Annotated in this window: 19 protein-coding genes, 1 riboswitch and 1 other annotated feature; of the genes, 16 read left to right on the top strand and 3 right to left on the bottom strand. The window is 29.2% G+C overall.

Annotated elements, in window-relative coordinates; translation table 11 throughout:
* Window positions 1-3 precede the first annotated feature (3 nt).
* Window positions 4-1,170, bottom strand: coding sequence for a dicarboxylate/amino acid:cation symporter (locus INR60_RS13105; protein ID WP_194191957.1), 1,167 nt, complete (start codon window positions 1,168-1,170; stop codon window positions 4-6).
* A gap of 199 nt (window positions 1,171-1,369) precedes the next feature.
* On the opposite strand from INR60_RS13105, the gene INR60_RS13100 reads away from it, so the two are divergent.
* The 9 genes from INR60_RS13100 (at window position 1,370) to INR60_RS13060 (ending at window position 11,052) form a co-directional block, all read left to right on the top strand.
* Window positions 1,370-1,810: an ACT domain-containing protein gene (locus tag INR60_RS13100; RefSeq protein WP_194191956.1), complete on the top strand. Its 441-nt coding sequence runs from the start codon at window positions 1,370-1,372 to the stop codon at window positions 1,808-1,810.
* A gap of 48 nt (window positions 1,811-1,858) precedes the next feature.
* Window positions 1,859-3,115: an aminopeptidase P family protein gene (locus INR60_RS13095; RefSeq protein WP_194191955.1), complete on the top strand. Its 1,257-nt coding sequence runs from the start codon at window positions 1,859-1,861 to the stop codon at window positions 3,113-3,115.
* An 85-nt stretch (window positions 3,116-3,200) separates the two neighbouring features.
* Window positions 3,201-3,378, top strand: a riboswitch (Lysine riboswitch).
* A gap of 113 nt (window positions 3,379-3,491) precedes the next feature.
* Entirely contained in the window at window positions 3,492-5,207 is a 1,716-nt protein-coding gene (locus INR60_RS13090) for a Na+/H+ antiporter NhaC family protein (RefSeq protein ID WP_194191954.1), read from the top strand.
* A gap of 130 nt (window positions 5,208-5,337) precedes the next feature.
* Entirely contained in the window at window positions 5,338-5,769 is a 432-nt protein-coding gene (locus INR60_RS13085) for an Hsp20 family protein (RefSeq protein WP_194191953.1), read from the top strand.
* Window positions 5,770-5,880: 111 nt separating this feature from the next.
* Window positions 5,881-7,653 (top strand): aminopeptidase P family protein, encoded by a 1,773-nt coding sequence (locus tag INR60_RS13080; RefSeq protein ID WP_420797493.1) that lies wholly within the window; start codon window positions 5,881-5,883, stop codon window positions 7,651-7,653.
* A 73-nt stretch (window positions 7,654-7,726) separates the two neighbouring features.
* The gene (locus tag INR60_RS13075; protein ID WP_194191952.1) at window positions 7,727-8,413 is read left to right on the top strand and encodes a response regulator transcription factor; all 687 of its coding nucleotides are present in this window, start codon (window positions 7,727-7,729) and stop codon (window positions 8,411-8,413) included.
* 75 nt (window positions 8,414-8,488) lie between these two features.
* Window positions 8,489-9,412 carry an ABC transporter ATP-binding protein gene (locus INR60_RS13070; RefSeq protein ID WP_194191951.1) on the top strand — a complete coding sequence of 308 codons (924 nt, stop codon included), beginning with the start codon at window positions 8,489-8,491 and terminating at the stop codon, window positions 9,410-9,412.
* The gene (locus INR60_RS13065; RefSeq protein ID WP_194191950.1) at window positions 9,405-10,136 is read left to right on the top strand and encodes an ABC transporter permease; all 732 of its coding nucleotides are present in this window, start codon (window positions 9,405-9,407) and stop codon (window positions 10,134-10,136) included. The genes INR60_RS13070 and INR60_RS13065 overlap by 8 nt, the downstream gene beginning before the upstream one ends.
* Before the next feature lie 28 nt (window positions 10,137-10,164).
* Window positions 10,165-11,052: a sensor histidine kinase gene (locus INR60_RS13060; protein WP_194191949.1), complete on the top strand. Its 888-nt coding sequence runs from the start codon at window positions 10,165-10,167 to the stop codon at window positions 11,050-11,052.
* 28 nt (window positions 11,053-11,080) lie between these two features.
* Here INR60_RS13060 and INR60_RS13055 read toward each other — a convergent pair whose 3' ends face one another.
* Window positions 11,081-11,584 carry an FUSC family protein gene (locus tag INR60_RS13055; RefSeq protein ID WP_194191948.1) on the bottom strand — a complete coding sequence of 168 codons (504 nt, stop codon included), beginning with the start codon at window positions 11,582-11,584 and terminating at the stop codon, window positions 11,081-11,083.
* A 172-nt stretch (window positions 11,585-11,756) separates the two neighbouring features.
* Between INR60_RS13055 and INR60_RS13050 the strand changes: the two genes are divergently transcribed.
* From INR60_RS13050 to INR60_RS13040, 3 genes are all read left to right on the top strand, one after another.
* A complete protein-coding gene (locus tag INR60_RS13050) occupies window positions 11,757-12,221 on the top strand; it encodes a hypothetical protein (RefSeq protein ID WP_194191947.1) in 465 nt (154 codons plus the stop codon).
* Between the two features lie 58 nt (window positions 12,222-12,279).
* Window positions 12,280-12,528 (top strand) — a binding site (T-box leader).
* A 56-nt stretch (window positions 12,529-12,584) separates the two neighbouring features.
* Window positions 12,585-14,540 (top strand): methionine--tRNA ligase, encoded by a 1,956-nt coding sequence (gene metG / locus INR60_RS13045; protein ID WP_194191946.1) that lies wholly within the window; start codon window positions 12,585-12,587, stop codon window positions 14,538-14,540.
* 66 nt (window positions 14,541-14,606) lie between these two features.
* Complete coding sequence (locus INR60_RS13040) at window positions 14,607-16,007, top strand: methionine--tRNA ligase (protein WP_194191945.1); 1,401 nt, start codon at window positions 14,607-14,609, stop codon at window positions 16,005-16,007.
* A 160-nt stretch (window positions 16,008-16,167) separates the two neighbouring features.
* Here the strand turns inward: INR60_RS13040 and INR60_RS13035 are convergent, their stop codons facing one another.
* Window positions 16,168-16,836: a Crp/Fnr family transcriptional regulator gene (locus INR60_RS13035; protein WP_194191944.1), complete on the bottom strand. Its 669-nt coding sequence runs from the start codon at window positions 16,834-16,836 to the stop codon at window positions 16,168-16,170.
* Between the two features lie 105 nt (window positions 16,837-16,941).
* Between INR60_RS13035 and INR60_RS13030 the strand changes: the two genes are divergently transcribed.
* The 4 genes from INR60_RS13030 (at window position 16,942) to rsmA (ending at window position 20,627) form a co-directional block, all read left to right on the top strand.
* Window positions 16,942-17,727, top strand: a complete 786-nt coding sequence (locus INR60_RS13030) for a TatD family hydrolase (RefSeq protein ID WP_194191943.1) — start codon at window positions 16,942-16,944, stop codon at window positions 17,725-17,727.
* Between the two features lie 265 nt (window positions 17,728-17,992).
* Window positions 17,993-19,048, top strand: coding sequence for a resuscitation-promoting factor (locus INR60_RS13025; protein ID WP_194191942.1), 1,056 nt, complete (start codon window positions 17,993-17,995; stop codon window positions 19,046-19,048).
* 183 nt (window positions 19,049-19,231) lie between these two features.
* Window positions 19,232-19,780, top strand: a complete 549-nt coding sequence (rnmV, locus tag INR60_RS13020) for a ribonuclease M5 (protein ID WP_194192055.1) — start codon at window positions 19,232-19,234, stop codon at window positions 19,778-19,780.
* A 4-nt stretch (window positions 19,781-19,784) separates the two neighbouring features.
* The gene (gene rsmA / locus INR60_RS13015; RefSeq protein WP_194191941.1) at window positions 19,785-20,627 is read left to right on the top strand and encodes a 16S rRNA (adenine(1518)-N(6)/adenine(1519)-N(6))-dimethyltransferase RsmA; all 843 of its coding nucleotides are present in this window, start codon (window positions 19,785-19,787) and stop codon (window positions 20,625-20,627) included.
* The last annotated feature ends 7 nt before the right edge of the window (window positions 20,628-20,634 follow it).

Here is a 20,634-nt window from a genome sequence, read left to right as displayed (position 1 = left end):
TTTTTATTTAATAAATTTAGAATTTACTTTATCTACAAGTAATGCAATAGCATTATCTCCTGAAACGTTACAAGCAGTTCCAAAACTATCTTGAGTTATATAAAGTGCTATCATTAAAGCAAGTTGAGCTTCTGAAAAACCAAGGTTAGATTGAAGAACACCAAGGGCTGCCATAACAGCACCACCAGGAACTCCAGGGGCTGCAACCATTGTTATACCAAGCATACCTATAAAACCTAGCATTTGAGGGAATGTATAATTCATTCCGTTTAGAAGCATTACAGCTATAGAACATGCAGTAAGTGTTATTGTACTACCAGATAGATGAATAGTTGCACAAAGGGGAACTGCAAATTCACGAACCCCCTTTGAAACTCCATTTTTTTCAGCTACTTGTAGATTTACAGGAATTGTAGCAGCAGATGATTGAGTTCCTAAAGCAGTTAAATATCCTGAAACTTGATTTTTTAAAAGTGTAAATATATTCTTCTTAGTTAAAGTACCTGCAATAGTAAATTGAATTAAAATAATAAAAAATTGCATTGCAAGTATTATTAAAAATACTTTCCAAAATACTGAGAAGATTGTTTTAACTTCTCCAGTGTAAGTCATGTTAGCAAAGATTCCTAAAATATGAAGAGGTATTAAGGGTATAATAACTACCTTAATAACTTTTTCAATTATACCTTGGAATTCGTTTGCCATATTATATAATGTTTTTCCTTTGATTGAAGCTATCCCAAGCCCTAGTAAAAATGCTATTAAAAGAGCAGTCATTACTGGCATTAAAGGGGGCATGTCCACCACAAAAAAAGGAGATAGTAAGCTCTCTTCAGGGTTTTTAGCATCACCTACATTTTGCATTTGTGAAATAAACATAGGAAATGTTTTTGAAGAGACAAAATATGAAATAAGACCAGCGATTATAGTTGATCCGTATGCAAAAATCGTAGTAACTCCAAGCATCTTTCCAGCTGAAGAACCAAGATCAGCTATACCTGAAACAACAAAACCTAATATTATTAATGGTATTATAAATCCTAAAAAGTTTCCAAAAATTGAGTTAAAGGTTACAAATATCCTCACGAATTCTTTAGGCATAGTAGAGCCTATTAAAACTCCTAAAATTATGCCGATTATTAATTTCGGAATGAGACCAAATTTTTTCATATGTTTTCCTCCTATACACAAGTGTCCTTTATATGATAACATATAAGTATATAAAAATACATAATATATTTTAAATAAATAAAATTTCTAGTAAATAAAAGGAAAAATATATTGCTATAAAGAATATTAATATATTAAAGTAAAAACTATGGGGATTATATATTTAAATAATAAATAAAAAGAATTGGGGGCTAAAATTATGGAAGAAGAAAGATTTTATGTGGTAAACGAATCAGTTTTACCTGATGTATTCTATAAAGTTATAGAAGTTAAGGAACTTATACATACAGGCAAGGTTAAAGACATCTCAGAAGGTGTAAAAAAAGTAGGTATAAGTAGAAGCACGTATTATAAATATAAGGATGCAGTATATTCAATGTCAGATGGGGTAAACAGTAAGAAGATAACAATTGTTTTATTATTAGAACATAAAGCTGGGGTTTTATCTAAGGTATTAGACTTTATTGCAACTAATAAGTTAAATATTTTAACAATTAATCAAGATATTCCTATAAACATGACAGCTAATGTTACAATAACATTAGACGTATCGAAGATAAAAGGTGATGTTAAAAAATTCTTATTTAAAGTAAATGAATTTGAGGGAGTAGTTAAAGTTAGAGTACTTGCAGTAGAATAAAAATAAATATTAAATATATAATCTTTAAAAGGAAGAAGGAATGGCAAATTGAAAAAAGAGGTATTTCTAAGAAACAGAAAGCATTTATTAGAAGACATATGTGATAATTCTCTTGTAATCTTATTTGCAGGGAATGCACCTAAAAAAACAGCAGATGAGAGTTATAGTTTTACGCCAAACAGAAACTTTTACTATATGACAGGGATAGATGAAGAAGACCATATATTCTTAGCATGTAAAAAAGATAATCAAATAATAGAAAAGATGTTTATAAAAGAGATAGACGAAGAAAGAGAAAAATGGCTAGGTAAGACTATAAGGAAAGAAGAAGTAGAAGAAAAAAATGGAATTAAAGATGTTTCATATTTAGGAGAGCTTAAAGGTTATTTAAATAAAATTATAGGTGAAAGTGAAGATATAAATATTTATCTTGATTTAGAAAGAGATAGTTTTGATTCACTTCCAAGCATAGCTAGCACCTTTTCTAAAAAATTAAAAAATAAATATCCAAGTGTAGTTATAAAAAATATCTATCAAAAATTCGCAAGTCTTAGATTAGTTAAATCAGATGAGGAAATTGATGAAATGAGAAAAGCTATAGCTATAACTATAGAGGGTGTTAAGTCACTTATGACTAATATAAAACCTAACTTAAAAGAATATGAAATGGAAGCTTATTTTGAGTTTGAATGTAGAAGAAGAGGCGTTTTTGACTATGCTTTTAAAACTATAGCAGCAGCTGGAAAAAATGCAACAGTTCTTCACTACGTAGATAATGATGATACATTAAAAGATGGGGACTTAATGTTATTTGATTTAGGAGCTCAATTTAATTACTATAATGCTGATATATCAAGGACTTTCCCTATAAACGGTAAATTTTCAAAAAGACAAAAGGAAGTTTATGAAGCAGTTTTAAGAGTAAATGAAAAAGTTATAAAGGAGCTAAAACCAGAAGTTAGCTTTTTAGAGATAAATAGTTTAGCTAGAGACTGGATTGCAGAAGAATGTATAAAACTTGGATTAATAAAAGACAAATCAGAAGTTTCTAAATATTACTTCCACAGTATAGGCCACAGCCTAGGTTTAGATACTCACGATATAGAAAATCCAGGTAGAAATACAATTCTTAAACCAGGTATGGTTTATACAGTAGAACCAGGAATCTACATACCAGAAGAAGGTATAGGAGTTAGGATAGAAGATGATGTATTAATCACATCTGATGGTAATGAAGTTCTTACTAAAGATATGATTAAAAGCGTAAATGAAATTGAAGATTTTATGAAAAAAAGACAAAACTAGTTATTTTGAATGATAAAGTGTTAAAAAACCATTGCAAAAAATAACAAAATACTATACAATTAACTTAATTAATAAGTGAATAATTTGAAGAGATAGAGGCGCGGCCTTTAAGAGTAGTCTTATGGAGTTTAAGCAAACTTTGAAGTAAGATAAAAGGAAATGCCGCCGAAGGAAGTTAGATAAGCTTTAATCTACTATCCTGGGTTTATGCATAATATGCATAAGACTGTCACAGATTAAATTTGTGTTGAGCTATCATTCAATGGATTCTACGGAAACTGTAGAACCTTGAGTGCTATCTCAAGGTTCTTTTTAATATATAAAAATATTAGAGCCTTACAAATATTCACAAAAGTAAAAAGAGGGGGCTTTAAATATGAGAAAAAGCAGAAATTATTTATTATTTTTATTAACTTTTGTTCTTGTAATAGGAACAGGAGCCACGGTATTTGCAGCGGAGGTAGACCCAGGGACTTTAAATTCAGAGAATTATGGAATTTTAACTATAATTCCACCGCTAGTAGCTATAATACTTGCATTTATAACTAAAAATGTAGTTATATCGTTATTTGTAGGAACGATAGCTGGGTGCTTTATGATACAGCTTGTAGATAACGCATTTTTACCATCTATTTTAGGATCATTTTTAGATTTTATTCAAAGAGTTTTAAACTCTCTTGCAGACCCTTGGAATGCAGGAATAATACTTCAAGTTTTAGCAATTGGAGGAGTTATAAATCTAGTAGCTAAAATGGGAGGGGCAAGAGCTATAGCAGAAGCCCTTGCAAAGAGAGCAAAAACACCTAGAAGTGCACAAATGGTAACTTGGTTTTTAGGAGTTTTAGTATTTTTTGATGATTATGCAAACTCACTTATAGTTGGACCTATAATGAAACCTGTAGCAGATAAACTTAGAATTTCTAGAGAAAGACTTGCATTTATAATAGATGCAACAGCAGCGCCTATAGCAGGACTTGCTATAATTTCAACTTGGATAGGATTAGAAGTAGGACTTATAAACGATTCATTTACTCAAATAGGTATGAATGTAGATGCTTTTGGAGTGTTTTTACAAACTATACCTTATAGATTTTATAATATTTTAATTTTAGCATTTGTAGTTATTACATCACTTATGCTTAGAGATTTTGGACCTATGAGAAAAGCTGAAATAAGAGCAAGAAAAGGAATAAAAGAACCAAAAGCAGAACTAGAAAATCTTACAACAGAAGATGAAATGCAAGTTAAAGAAGGTGTTAAATTAAGCGTTTGGAATGCAATAATACCGATAGGAACTCTAATAGTAAGTGCCCTTGCAAGCTTTTACTATAGCGGGTACACAGCTATTATGGGAGGAGAAGATAAGGCACTTATAGAACTTATTTCAAATTCACCATTTTCATTTAATTCAATTCAACAAGCCTTTAGTGCAGCAGATGCTTCAACAGCACTTTTCCAATCAGCAGTTCTTGCATCTATAGTTGCAATAGTAATGGCTGTAGCTAAAAAGATATTTACAGTTTCAGAAGCGGTTGACGTTTGGGTTGATGGAATGAAAGGACTTATTATAACTGGTGTTATATTATTACTTGCTTGGTCTTTAAGTTCAGTAATAAAAGATTTAGGAACAGCTAAATACTTAGTAACACTTTTATCAGATTCTATACCGATGTTCTTACTTCCAAGTATTATTTTTATACTAGGTGCAGTTATATCATTTGCAACAGGAACAGCATATGGAACTATGGGAATACTTATGCCACTTGCAATTCCTTTAGCTAATTCAATATCACCTGATATGGGATATATAGTAATGAGTACAAGCGCAGTATTAACAGGTGCGATTTTCGGAGATCACTGTTCACCTATTTCAGATACAACTATACTTTCTTCTATGGGATCTGGATGTGATCATATAGAACACGTTAAAACTCAAATGTGGTATGCACTTTTTGTAGCTGGATTCACAATACTATTTGGATATATACCGGTTGGGTTAAATATACCAGTATATATAGTACTGCCAGTAGCAATACTAGTAATGACTGTAGCAGTAAGATTTATTGGAAAGCCTGTAGATAATGCCGACTAATTAATATGAAAAGAGAGTGCTATTATAGCACTCTCTTTTCATATATTTAAAATACATAAACCTTTTTGTATCAAAAAACATCACATATAAATATATTATTATAGAGAAATATTATATAAAGGAGAAAATGATGTTTTTTACAAGTGGGGGAATATTTGGAGAAGTTTTTTCAGTAACGTTTGTTAACGATATTTTTCAAACTATAGATAGATTAGAAAGTTATAATGACGTGCCGATGATAGAATTAGATGATATAAAATTATTTATGAATGAGTATGATGATAAATTTGTTATCGAGGGGTTATTCCCAGGAGTTGATAAGAGAGATTTAATAATTGATTATAAAGATGATTATATAGACGTTAAAGTAAAACTTGATAACTACGTAAATTCTTTTGCAGATAACAGATTTAGAAGGACTTTTTACGTTCCGGATGTAGATATATCTAGACTTAATATATCTTATAAAAATGATGTTTTGCACTTTGAACTACCGAAGTTATTACTTAAAGAATCAGAAAATGTTGAGATAATTGATGTATATGATTATGAAAATGAATAATGTATGAGAACTACACAAAATATAAGTGTAGTTCTTTTTCTTTCACATATATTTGAATTTTAAGTTAATATATGCAAAAATGATTATAAAAGATTTAAAGGGGGCATTAAATTGAATACAAAAATGAGAATTGAAAATTTAAGAAAAGAAATGAAAAAGAATAATATAGATTATTATATTATTCCAAGTTCAGACTCACACGGAAGTGAATACGTTTCTGATTTTTATAAATCTAGAGCTTATGTATCAGGTTTTACAGGATCAGCTGGAATTCTTTTAGTAGGTTTAGAAGAGGCTATACTTTGGACTGACGGAAGATATTTTATACAAGCAGAAAAACAACTAGAAGGTTCTGATATAAGGCTTTATAAAATGAGAATACCAGGGTGGCCGACTATTGAGGAGTACTTAGATGAAATAGTTAAATTTAATCAAACTATAGGTTTTGACGGAAAGACATATAGTTTAGAGAGCTATATGAAGCTTCAAAAAATAGCAGAAAAAAGATGTATAAATCTTAAAACTGATATAGATTTAGTAGGTGAGATTTGGGAAGGTAGACCAGAGCTTCCTAGAGAAAAAGCTTTTATTCATGATGTTAAGTATTCGGGTAAAAGTGCAAAAGAAAAATTAAGCGAAGTAAGAAAAGCTATGGAAAAGCTTGAAGCAGAAAATTATATAATTTCTTCTTTAGATGATATAGCTTGGCTATTTAACATAAGAGGAAATGATGTTAAGTGTAACCCTGTAGTTTTAAGTTATGCAGTAGTTACAAAAGATAAGGCTATATTATTTGTTTCTTTAGATAAGTTTTCTAAAGAAGATATAAAGGTTTTAAATCAAAATGGAGTAGAACTTAAAGAATACGAAGAGATATTTAACTTCGTTAGAGTTTTAGAAGGTTCTATACTTATAGACCCAAATAAAACAAACGCAAGTATCTATAAAAGCATTAATGAAGAGTCTAGCATAATTGAAGATTTAAATATAACAACAAAGCTAAAGGCTGTTAAAAACGATATAGAAATAAAAAATCTTAAGGCGTGCCAAGTTAGAGACGGTGTAGCTATGGTAAGATTTATGAAATGGTTAAAAGAGAATATAGGTAAGATAGAGATAAGTGAAATTTCAGCATCAGAAAAATTAGAAGAGTTTAGAAGCCTTGGAGATCTTTTTAAAGGTATAAGCTTTGATACTATAGCAGCTCATAAAGAGCACGGGGCTATGATGCACTACTTCCCTACAAAAGAAAGTGATTACACTTTAGAAAGCCGTGGGTTTTTACTTATAGATTCTGGAGGACAATACTTAGACGGAACTACAGATATAACTAGAACCTTTGTACTTGGGGATTTAACAGAGGAAGAAAAGAAGGATTTCACTTTAGTTTTAAAAGGTCACATAAACCTTATGAGAACTAAATTCTTAAAAGGAACTACAGGTTCTAATTTAGATATAATGGCAAGAAAACCTCTTTGGGACGAAGGGATTGATTACAAGTGCGGAACAGGCCACGGGGTTGGATTCTTTTTAAGTGTTCACGAAGGACCTCAAAGTTTAAGTCCAGTTCCAAACAAAGTAGCATTAGAAGAAGGTATGATTTTAACTAATGAACCTGGAATCTACAGAGAAGGAAAGCACGGTATAAGAACAGAAAACACAATGCTTGTAGTTAAAGACTCAGAAAGCAAAGAGTTTGGAGAATTCTATAAGTTTGAAGTTATATCACTTTGTCCTATAGATTTAGAAGGAATAGATTTTGATTTATTAAGTAAGGAAGAAAAAGATTGGCTTAACGAATATCACACCTTTGTAAGAGAAACTTTAAAAGAACATTTAAACGAAGAAGAGTTTAAATTTTTAGAAAAGGTAACAAACAAATAAATTTCTAAAGAAAATTAGCTAATTTATTTAGCTAATTTTTCTTTTTAACCAAATTTAAAAAGAGGGGTACTAAATGAGCAGAATATTGATTATTGATGATGATAAAGAAATAAATAAACTGATATTTGATGTACTAACAAATAATAATTACGAACCTTATAGTGTTTTTTCAGGAGAAGAAGCTTTAAAGGAAATAAATAATAGAGAATTCGATTTGATAATTTTAGATTTGATGTTACCTAATAAAAGCGGTGAAGAGGTATTAGAAGAGATAAGAAGAAATTGGAGTTTACCTATAATTGTTATATCTGCAAAGGGAATAATAAAGAAAAAAATAGAGGTTTTAAAGTTAGGTGCAGATGATTATTTAATAAAACCATTTGATTTAGAAGAACTAATTGCAAGAGTAGAATGTGTAATCAGAAGATATAACAAAGAATTATTAAAGGGTAAAGAAAATATCTTAGAATTTAAGGATTTAGTATTAAATGTTGATGAGAGAAGATTAATAATTTCAGAGAAAGAGATACAATTAACATTAAAAGAATATGAAATTTTGAAAATGTTTTTAGAAAATCCGAAGAGAACATTTTCAAAAGTTAATATATACGAAAGACTTTGGGAAGATGAGTTTTTAGCAAATGATGATATTTTAAATACTCATATTAGTAATTTAAGAAATAAGTTAAAAAAGGCAAATAATAAGGTTAAGTACATAGAGACAGTTTGGGGATTAGGATATAGGCTATGTAGGGATTAGTTAAAGTAATTAATTTAGAGAACTTTAGAATTTCTTTAGATAAGATTTATAAAATCTTATAGAGAGGTGATGATTTTGAAAAATCTAATAATTGAAACAGTAGGGTTAAATAAAACCAAAAAAAATATAGCCTTATTAAAAGATATAAACTTAAAAATAGAGGAAGGTAAAATATATGCCTTGATTGGTAGAAACGGTGCAGGTAAGACAAGTTTAATTAGGGTACTAACAGGATTATCTTTTAAAACAAGCGGTGAAATTAAAATATTTAATAAAAGTTCTTTAAAAGATATTGAAAGTGAAAGAAGTAAAATTGGATGTTTGATTGAAGGGCCAACTGTATTTGATAACATGACAGCATATGAAAATTTAGAAACTGAAAGAATTTGTAGGGGATTACCAGATTCAGATTCTATTGATGAAGTTATAAAATTAGTTGGATTAGAAGATAATTTAAATAAAAAGGTTAAAAATTTTTCTCTTGGGATGAAGCAAAGACTAGGAATTGCTATGGCACTATTAAGTAATCCAAGATTAGTAATACTAGATGAGCCAACAAATGGATTAGATCCTATGGGGATTGTTGAAATAAGAAATTTATTAAAAAAACTAAATGAAGAATATAACAAAACCATTATAATATCAAGCCATTTATTATCAGAATTATATCAAGTTGCAACATATTATATAATAATAAATGATGGTGAGATAATTGAAAGTTTAACGTTAGATGAGTTAAATAAAAAATGCAAAAAGCATATTGCTATAAAGGTAAAAGATACGGGACTAGCAGCAACGATAATAGAGTCAAAGCTAAATATTAAAAATTTTGTTGTAGATGAAGATGGATTAATAAAGATATATGATAAATTAGAAAAAATAGAAGATATCTCTAAAGAACTAACTAGTTCAGGAATAATTATTACAAAAATTGATACAAGGGTAGATAGTTTAGAGGAATACTTTATAAAGTTAATAGGGGAGAAAAGAAATGATTAATCTATTAAAATTAGAAATTTTTAAATTAAAAAAGAATTTATCTTTTAAGATTATATGTTTAGCAGTTATATTTATCGAGTTAGTATATGTATATAAGAATGGTACAATAACAGGAATTAAAGCGTTTGAATGCAGCATGTATGACGTTGCAACTATGATGGTTGTAGGAGCGATATTTTCAAGCTTATTTATAGGAGGAGAATTCTTAAATAGAACAATTAACCAACAAATAGTATCAGGGTATTCCAGAATAAGTGTATTTTTTAGTAAAGTAATAATCACATTTTTAGCTACTGAAATTTTAATGATTATTTATCCTATTACAAGTGTTTTTATAAATACTTTAACAAATGGATTTGGCTGTGATTTTAATTCAAATGTTTTATTATATATTGTTAGAGTTTTATTTTTAAGAGTTATTATAGATTTTAGTTTAATAAGCTTATTGATATTTTTTGCCTTTTTATTTAAAGATACTCTTAAGACAATAGGTGTTTCGATTTTAACATTTTTAATAGGGACAGGATGTTTATTTACATTAAGTAAAAGTAATGAGTTTATAAATTTAATATATAAGCTTACAGCTAACAGTCAATCAAGATTAATAATAAGTGCAGACATATCTGTTGATAATATTATTTTCTTACTTTTATCAAATTTAATTATTATGTTTATTTTGATTTATATTTCATATATTCAATTTAGAAGATATGATTTAAAATAAAAAATTATTCAAGAAGCGAGGATGTAAAATGAATTTTATATTGGTAGGAGCTATATTAATTATAATAGTGTTAATTATGTATGTAATATCATTAAGGTATCAAGTTAAAAGGATTTTACAACAGCTAAAGAAAATAAATAATAATGAAGTTGATATTATAACTTTGCCGTTAATAAATAAAGATACAATATCTATTGCAAGTGAAATAAATAAAATGATAAGAAAAAACCAAAAAAATAATTTAGCTATAAGAAAAAAAGATAGGTCTTTAAAAAGGACTATAGCAAATCTGTCTCATGATTTTAGGACACCATTAACATCGATAATAGGATATCTTCAATTATTAGACAGATCTAATATGAATGAAAAACAATTAACTTATATGGATATAATAAGCAATAAGTCAAATGAACTAAGAAATTTAGCGGATATGTTTTTTCAATTATCTATAATTGAGTTAGATGAAATGAGAGTAAATTTAAAAAGAGAAAATATAGGAAATCTATTAACTAATATTATAATTGATAATGTAGACCTTATAGAGAATAATGGATTCTTATTAGATGTTTATATAGATAAAAAGCCATCATATGTTTATATAGATGATAGTTTATTAAATAGAGTTCTCCAGAACCTTTTAACAAACTCTATAAAGTATGGAGTGGATAAATTAAAGATAAGCCTTACTAATGAAGGAGAGTTTATAAAAATAATTTTCAAAAATAACATACAAAACTTTAATATAGATATTAACAGTTTATTTCATGAATTTTATACAATTGGAAATTCAGGAACAGGATTAGGCTTATCTATTTCAAAGTCATTAGTAGAGAAGATGGGTGGAAAAATTAAAGCTTTAAAAGAAGAAGATAGTTTAATTATAGAAATATTATTTAAAAGTTTAGATAAAAAATAGAGTGCTAAAATTTTTAGCACTCTATTTTTTATACTCCGTCTTCGTCGTCACCTTCAGAAGGTGGGTTGAAATACTTATTTAACAGTATTGCAATGATTATTCCTATAGCTGTATCAATACTTCTACTTATTGCATAAGAGTAAGATTCAGGTCCTGCATAGTTAACCATTATCCCGATTACAACGATACACGCAATAGAAACAGAGCCAGGTTTGTATAACATATTACAAATATAGATAGCTACAACTATCCCAAGTCCAGTAACTAAAGGTAATGCGTGATATAAAAAAGTAAAGTTTATAACAAGATAAATTAAAGTTAACCCTGTTAAAGCACCGATTAATGTTCCAATAAGTCTGTTTTTACCCATAGTAAAAGAACTAGAAACAGTATCTTTCATACAGATAACAGCAGCAATACATGCATAAAAAGGATTTTCCCTACCTATAATCTGAAAAATTACCATACATATCATAACAGCTAGAGCCGTTTTAATATTACGTAAACCTACTTTGTGAATATTCAATTTCATATAAAAATCTCCTAACACATAATAATTTGTATTATAACATAGAATTTATACTAATTATAATTTAAGACATTAATAATTTACTAAAAATTATAACAAATGATATAATTAAATATATTGTTTATACTATATTTTAAGAAGATAAATTATATTAGAAAGAAATCTGGTGAGTTTAATGAATGAATTAAAGTTTTTAGAGTATTTAGAAGATAATTTAATTAATCGTTGCAAGGAATTGATATTTGAATATTATTCTTCAAGTATCACAGATGAAGAACTTACAGATAGACTAATGATTATTTTTGAAGATTCAGAAGAATATTTAAATAAAAATTTTAAAGATAATACTGTATTTAAAAATATGGTTATATCAACTGAATTTAATGCAACTGATGTTGCTACGAATTTTGAATCTGCATACGGAACACTTAAACCACTATCTAGAAATGAACTTATGAATATACTAAAAAAGAATGGTTTTAAAGTTTTAGCACTTAGGGAAGAATATATAGTTACAAAGGACGATGAGGGCAGTTTATTTTATATGCCAACAAAAACAAGTTTAAGAAAAGACTTTGTAGAAGAAAGGCTTAAAAAGCTAAAAACTAACAAGGCTAAAAATACACCTATATATCAATAATTATAAGGTTTTAAGTCATTGACATAAAAAGATATTTAGAATATCATATACTTAAAATATAAATGCAATGAAGAGAAGAGTAGTAAGATGCAATATCTAAAGAGAGCTAGCGGCGTGGTGAAAGCTAGTGATATTACTTTTATGAAGATGGCCTTGGAGAGCAGACCTTTCGAGCTTTTTATAAAAAGTTAGACTGGTACGGGAGCAACCGTTATATTGCAAAGGTGAAATGATTCACCTTACGAGTTTCTTGCCGTGAGGTATTTAGAAAGAAGTAGAGTGGTAACGCGTTAATAACGCCTCTATGCAAATTTTGCATAGAGGTTTTTTTATAGTTTAGAAAATTTTAAGGAGGATAAGAATATGTGTAAAAAACCATATTATATAACTACGCCAATATACTATCCATCAACAAAACTTCATATTGGTAACACTTATACTACAGTAGCTGCAGATGCTATAGCTAGATTTAAGAGACTAACAGGATATGAAGTAATGTTCTTAACTGGTTCAGACGAACACGGTCAAAAAATCCAAAGAATAGCTGAAGAAAAGGGAATAAAGCCTATAGAGCACGTAGACGAAATAGTTGCTGGAATCAAAGACCTTTGGAAATTAATGAATGTTAACTATGATAAATTCATAAGAACTACTGATTACTACCACGTAGAAGCAGTACAAAAAATATTCAAAAAACTTTATGACCAAGGTGATATTTATAAAAGCTCATATGAAGGATTATACTGTACTCCATGTGAATCTTTCTGGACTGAAAGCCAACTTGTAGACGGTAAATGCCCAGATTGCGGAAGACCAGTTGAAACATCATACGAAGAAGCTTATTTCTTCAAAATGAGCAAATATGCTGATAGATTAATTAAATATATAGAAGATCACCCAGATTTCATTCAGCCAGAATCAAGAAAGAATGAAATGTTAAACAACTTCTTAAGACCAGGTTTACAAGACCTTTGTGTTTCAAGAACTAGCTTTGACTGGGGTGTTCCTGTAACTTTTGATGAAAAACACGTTGTATATGTTTGGATAGATGCATTATCAAACTACATAACAGCATTAGGATATGGAAGTGGTAACGAAGAATTAATGGATAAATTCTGGCCAGCAGATGTTCATCTAATAGGAAAAGATATCTTAAGATTCCACACTATATACTGGCCAATAATGCTTATGGCATTAGATTTACCATTACCTAAAAAGATATTTGGACACGGTTGGTTATTAGTAGACGGTGGAAAGATGTCAAAATCAAAAGGTAACGTAGTAGACCCAGTTACTTTAGTTGAAAACTTTGGAGTAGATGCTGTTAGATACTACTTACTAAGAGAGATTCCTTTTGGAGCAGACGGATTATTCAATAACGAAGTATTCATAAAGAAGATAAACTCAGACCTTTGTAATGACCTTGGAAACTTACTTTCAAGAACAGTTGCTATGGTAGAGAAATACTTTGACGGGGTTATACCTGCACCAACAGTTAAAGAAGATATAGACGATGAATTAATAAACTTAGCTTTAGAAGCTCCTAAAAAAGTAGAAAAAGCAGTAGATGAATTAAATCTACCAAAAGCTTTAGAAATCATCTTTGAACTTATAGGAAGAGCTAATAAGTACATCGATGAAACTACACCTTGGATTCTTGCTAAAGACGAAGAAAAGAAAGAAAGACTTGGAACTGTATTATATAATTTAGCAGAAGCTTTAAGATTTGCATCAGTTTTAATTTCACCTTTCTTACCTGGAACTTCAGAAAAGATAAACGAACAATTAGGAATAACAGCTATAGATTTCGAATCACTTGAAGGATTCGACGGAACTGCACCTGGAACTAAAGTTAATAAAGGTGAAAGCTTATTCCCAAGAATAGATGTAGATAAAAAATTAGAAGAACTTGAAGCTTTAAGAGCAGAGCAAATGAAAGCTATAAAAGCTAAAGAAGAAGAGGAAAAAGAAAAGGAAATGAAGCCTTTAAAAGAAGAAATAACTATAGACGATTTTTCAAAAATTGATTTAAGAGTTGTTAAAGTAATAGATTGTGAACCAATCAAAAAGGCAAACAAACTACTTAAGTTAAAAGTAGATTTAAACGGAGAAGAAAGACAGGTAGTTTCAGGAATAGCTAAACACTACAAACCAGAAGATTTAATCGGAAAATACGTAGTATTAGTAGCTAACCTTAAACCTGTAAAATTAAGAGGAGAATTATCACAAGGTATGATACTTGCAGCATCAACAGATGACGATAGTATATTAACTCTTGTAGATCCTGGGAAGTTACCGACAGGTAGCGAAGTAAGATAATTAAACTAAGGAAGTCAGCTTAAATTAAGCTGGCTTTCTTTATAAAAATTTTGGGGTGGTGGATTTATGAATATAGTAATTGGGAATGCTTGGCCGTACTCTAACAGCAAACTTCATTTAGGAAGAATTGCAGTACTTTTACCTGGAGATGTTATAGCTAGATATCATAGAATGATGGGTGATAATGTAATATTTATATCAGGAAGCGATGCGCACGGAAGATTAGTTTTAGAAAAAGCATTAGAAGAGGGGCTTAGTCCAAAAGAAACTAATACAAAATATCACAAAGAATTCTTAAAGTGTTTTAAAGACTTAAACTTTTCTTTTGATTTATTTACAAGCACGGAAACAGATTATCATAAAGAAAAAGTAAAGGAATTTATAAAAGAGCTTTACGATAAAGGATATATATACGAAAAAGTTGCTTTTGAAAGAGAAACAAATAAAGAAAGTAATCATTTATTTTTTAAGCTATCAAACTTTGAAAATGATATAAAGAGGATATTTATAAAAAGGCAAGGATTTAGAAAAAATGCAGAAGAAATAACAAAAAGGTATTTAGAAGAAGGACTTCGTGATAGAGCTGTTACTAAAGAGATAGACTGGGGAGTTGAAGTTCCTATAGATGGATTTAGTGATAAGAGGATTTTCGTTTGGATTGAGGCTGTTATGGGATACTTAACTGCAACTATGAAAGTTTTAGAAGATTCAAATGAAAGTTTATATGATTACTGGGATGATGAAGATAGCAAGATCTACTTAGTTCACGGCAAAGATAATATACCTTTTCATACAATTATATTCCCAGGTATTTTAGCTGCACTTGGAATTAAAAATCCTAATTTAAGCATAGTTTCTAGCAATCATTTAAAGCTTGAAGGTAAGCCTTTTTCAGGGGTTAAGAACTGGGCTGTTTGGGTAGATTATATAACTTCTAAGTATAACGTTGATTCTATTAGATATTACTTACTTTTAAATGGCCCTGAAGATTCAGATACTGATTTTAAGTGGAGAAATTTTATAACTTTAAACAACTTTGATTTAGTTTCAGAACTTGATAATTTATATAAAGAAACAATAAAATGTGTAAATTTAGATTCTTATAAAAGAACTTTATCAAAAGAAGATAAAAACAAGATTTTAAACCTTTATTTTAGTATTGGAGAAAAGATAGAGGAAGGCGCTTTTAGAGCTTCTTTAAAAGAATTATTCTCCTATATTAAAGAGAAAAATAAGAGTAGAGCTAAATCTATAGATGAATTAATAAATATAGCGAATATATTAGAAGTCTTCTTGCCAGATACAGCCAAAAAGATAAAGGATACATTTAAAATAAAAGAAAGTGTTTGGAATATTATAAATAGTGTAGAAATAAAAGAAATATTAGATTATAGGCCATTATTTAGACCTATAGACAGGAATAATGCTTCTTATGAATTTTCAAGATTAAAAGAAAAAAGAAAATAAAAAAAAACCTAGAATATCTGCAATAGGGGGACGAGATATTCTAGGAAACCAATCAATTAAGATGGTTATAAGGGGTAAATAATAATGCTTTAACTACTTTACAAGTATTATAATATACCCCTTATATGTCAGTTATGTGTCAAATAAGATAAAATTAAAATTAATATGCATCTAGTTTTAAAATTTTAATTTGTTTCCTATCAAAATCAATTAAACCTTCATTTTTCATCTTTATAAGCTCTCTAGATAAAGATGGTCTTTGCACTCCTAAGCTATCTGCAAGTGCCTGTTTTGTCATATTTAATCTTATGGTATTTGAAGATTGTTTTTCTTTTTCTAAAAGTAAAAATTCTATAATCATTTCTCTTAAAGATTGCAAAGAAACCTGCCTAATTTTTTTATTTAAAAGCTGTGCTTTATTAGATAGTAAACCTAAAAAAGAAAGGGTAAAATCAAAGTTCACTTTTAGCAAGTTTGAAACGTCTGATTTTTTTACACTTATAATAGTAGATTTAGATTTACTAATAACATCAACAGGGTAGATATTATTAGCTCCAAATAGCAAATTTTCACCAAACATATTTGAAGAATGTAAACTTGCAAGAGTTAATGTATTTCCTGATGCATCATTTTGTTCTAGATTTATTTTCCCATCTAATATTATGTTTAATTCATTGCAAGGGGTATCACATAAAAATATTACTTCATCTTTATCATAGTTTGAAATTTTGAAGGTGTTATTTTTAAGTAGTTTTATAATTTCAGCTTCATCAAGAGAATTGAATAAGAATGTAGATTTAAGTACTTTAACTATAGCTTCATTTGTCAAAAGAAATCACATCCTTTCTATTTATAAAATTATCTGTCTTTGTATGTATTATATAAAATGTATTATAATAATTAAAGAATAAATAAAAGGATTGGAGAAATTGATATGGATTTTAAATATAGAATTTTCGATACACACGCTCATTATGACTCAGAAGATTATGATTTAGATAGAAAAGAAGTTTTTAAGGAATTACAGGAAAATGATGTAATAGGAATCCTTGATTGTGCTTCATCATACGAAAGTATTAAGGCTGTAGATGAATTAACAAAAGAAGAAGCCTTCATTTTTGGGGCACTTGGAATTCATCCTGAAAATGCAGATGAACTTTCAGAAGAAAGATTAAAAGAAATAAAAAATAAAATACAAAATAACAAAAAAATATTAGCAGTTGGAGAAATTGGCTTAGATTATTACTGGGAAGAAAATCCAGATAGGGAAATTCAAAAAGATACTTTTAGAGCTATGATGAACTTAGCAAAAGAATTAAATTTACCAGTTGTAATTCACGATAGAGATGCACACAAAGATACTTTAGATATAATTAAAGAATTCCCAGAAGTTAAGGGGGTTGTACATTGTTTTTCAGGAAGTGTAGAATTCGCAAAAGAATGTATTAAAGAAGGATACTATATTGGATTTACTGGAGTAGTTACTTTTAAAAATGCAAAGAAAATATTAGAAGTTGCAAAAGAAATACCAATAGACAGAATTCTTGTTGAAACAGATGCACCATATATGGCACCAGTTCCAAATAGAGGGAAAAGGAATATGTCTCACTATATAAAATCAATAATTGAAAAGATCGCGCAAATAAGAGAAATAGAGCCAAAAGAATTAAATATTATAGTAAACAAGAATTTTTCTGACTTGATGGGAATAGAAATATAAAGTAAAATAAAATGGTATTGATTGTAAAGTAAAACAGAATATGTAAACGGCTATAGGGAAGTGATTAAAATAAGTTTTTATTTGTTAAGGAGACTCTAAAAAAAGAACTGGAATAGTTGTATTTTCAATAAAAATCAGATTGAAAATTATGCACAGTGTTGCATTAAGAAAATTGCAGTTTTAATAAGCAAGAGCAGTCAAATTTGACAAAATGTCAGATGTTCTATATAATTCAAAATACGTTCTTGCCAAAGGAGGTAAAAAAATGGTAGAAAAATTAAAAGCGTTTTACGAAAAGAATTTTTCTAATAGTCCTAAGGCTAAATATTCTGTAATTGCTATTGCATGCGTAATAGTAGTTGCACTAGCGATAACATCAATGAGGAAGACTGTAACGGTTAGTATAGACGGAAAAGAAGAAGCATTTGTTACTTATAAAGGGACTGTTAAGGAAGCGTTGCAAGACAAAGGCATTCAATTGTCTGAGAAAGATAAGGTGCAACCTTCTCTAGAAGCCGGAGTAAAAGAAAATCAGTTAATTGCAGTTAAAAGAGCTGTACCAATAAGCGTTGAATTTGCAGGTAAGAAGGTAAAATTACTATCGGCAGAAGAGACTGTAGGAGATGCACTTTTAGCAGAATCTGAAACTCTTAAACAAAATGGAGTTGACTACAACAAAGAATTAGACGAGGTTAGTCCAAAAGTAGACGAGCCTGTAGCTAAAGATATGGATATAAAAGTTGTAGATGTAGAGGTAAAGAATCTTAAAGAGAAACAATCAATACCGTTTGAAACAGTAACGAAAAAAGATTCAGGGCTTGAGAGAGGAAAAACCGAAACTAAGACAGAGGGTAAAAACGGACAAAAAGAAGTGACATATGAGTTAGTATATAAAGATGGAAAAGTAGCATCTAAAAAAGAAGTTAGCTCAAAGGTAGTTGCAAAACCAGTTAATGCTCTAGTATCACATGGAACTAAAGCGCCATCTGTTTATATACCAAACAGAGGTAGTAATGTTGAATTTAAGAAGCATTTAGTAATGGAATCAACTGCATATAGCGGTGATGGAATTACTGCAACTGGAAGCGTACCTGTTTATAATCCAGGTGGAATCAGCACAATAGCGGTAGACCCAAGTGTAATACCTCTAGGAAGTTTAGTTTACGTAGAAGGCTACGGATATGCTAAAGCTGCAGACACTGGTGGAGTAATAAAAGGTAACATCATAGATGTCTTTTTATCATCAAGCGCAGCATGTTCATCTTGGGGTAGAAAATACGGTGTTGATGTTTACATCATATCATACCCAGGTGAATGGTAAATTACAAAAAGATAACAATTTTATAAAAAAGCTTCATGGCTTAAAAGTCATGAAGCTTTTTCGTTTTCTTTACTAATTTGACATAACCAATATATATAGGTAAATTATTTATATAAGTTTTATAAAGAATAAATAGATAAGCTAGATAGATACATATTTAACTTACACGAAAGGATGTATAACGTGATTAAAGAAGTTATTGTAGTAGAAGGAAGAGACGATATAGATGCTGTAAAAAAGGCAGTAGATGCAGAAATTATAGCAACTGGTGGTTTTGGAATAAATAAAAGAGTTATAGATAGAATTAAAGAAGCTCAAAAAAGAAAGGGAGTTATAGTTTTAACTGACCCTGATTTTGCAGGAGAAAAAATAAGAAGTATAATCTCAAAAAGGGTAAAAGGAATAAAGCATGCATATATCGCTCAAGAGGACGGAATAAAGGGTGATGATATAGGTGTTGAAAATGCAACTCCAGAAGTAATTTTAAGAGCCTTAAATGAAGCTAAAGTTACATTAGAAGAAAAAAATGAAGAGTATTCTATGGAGGATATGTTCTTCTTCAAGCTAACAGCTGATAGTAAAGCTAGAGAAAGAAGACTTAAACTAGGTAAAGAATTAGGTATAGGATACGGCAATGCAAAACAAATGGTATCTAGATTAAATAACTACGGAATAAATAAAGATGAGTTTGTTGAAGCTATGAAAAAAGTAGAAAGTATATTAGGAGAGTAAGAGTATGGATATATATAATTACAACACGTTAGAGCTTGTTCACAAGTATGGATTTAGATTTACTAAAACATTAGGACAAAACTTCTTAATAGATAATGCAGTTCCAAGAGATATAGCTGAAGGTGCAGACGTAAATGAAGAAGATTTAGTAATAGAGATAGGACCAGGGGTAGGTACTTTAACAGCGCAACTTCTTCAAAGAGCTAAAAAAGTTACAGTTATAGAAATCGATAGAACATTAATTCCTATACTAGAAGAAGAATTAGGTGATAACGAAAAGTTAACTATTATAAATAAAGATGCCCTTAAGGTAGACTTTAATGAAATAATAGGGGAAGAAAAGAGTGTTAAGCTTGTTGCAAATCTTCCATATTACGTAACAACTCCAATAATGGCTAACCTTTTTAAAAGCGGAGTAAAATTTAAAAATATGACTGTAATGATTCAAAAAGAAGTTGCAGACAGAATGAATGCAGAACCTGGAACTAAAGATTACGGTTCAATATCATTATTAGTACAATATTATTGTGATACGCATATAGTTAGAAAAGTAGGCCCTAATTGCTTTATGCCTAGACCAAAGGTAGATTCTATAGTTATAAGATTAGATAGGTTAGAAGAGCCTAGAGTTAAAGTTTTAGATGAAAAATTATTATTTGATGTAATAAGATCATCATTTAATATGAGAAGAAAAACTTTATGGAACGGTCTTAAAAACATAGGACTTTCAAAAGAAGATTTAGCACTTGCTTTTGAAAATGCAAATATAGATCCAAAGAGAAGGGGAGAAACACTTAGTTTAGAAGAGTTTGGAGCCCTAACAAACGAGATATATAAATTAAAATAAAAAATTT

Origin of the sequence: Clostridium chrysemydis, from assembly GCF_015234215.1 — a bacterium.
In the GTDB taxonomy this organism is placed as follows: domain Bacteria; phylum Bacillota; class Clostridia; order Clostridiales; family Clostridiaceae; genus Clostridium; species Clostridium chrysemydis.
The sequence above is the reverse complement of the archived record's forward strand: the minus strand, read 5'-3'. Positions and strand labels throughout refer to the sequence as shown.